General features: G+C 51.7%; 1 protein-coding gene. It reads right to left on the reverse strand.

Going from position 1 to position 265, the window contains the following annotated elements; all coding sequences use genetic code 11:
- Positions 1–265, reverse strand: a 265-nt coding sequence (locus H6A07_RS09825) for a hypothetical protein (RefSeq protein WP_204814737.1), incomplete at both ends; no start/stop codon positions are given.

The following is a 265-nucleotide window of genomic DNA, read 5'->3' on the forward strand; positions in this document are numbered from 1 at the left end:
ATAAGGCGTAACGCCCGTCATTACCTACTGTTGAGAAGTATATCCTGTTTCCGAATTCATTGATATAAGCAGCGCCGCCAGCCAGTCCCGTGTCACCTGTAATGCCGGCAGTGGTGCCGATACGGCCCGACTCGCGGTTGAGCGGTATCCGGCTTATGAAATCTGCCGAGTCAACCACTATGCTGTCTATGAACATTACTTGCGCTGTCGAGAGCAACATCGTTTCGTATAATTCCTGGGCCGCTTCCTGTTGGGCTGTCATTTC

Origin of the sequence: Olsenella uli, from assembly GCF_016899935.1 — a bacterium.
GTDB classification, from domain to species: domain Bacteria; phylum Actinomycetota; class Coriobacteriia; order Coriobacteriales; family Atopobiaceae; genus Thermophilibacter; species Thermophilibacter uli_B.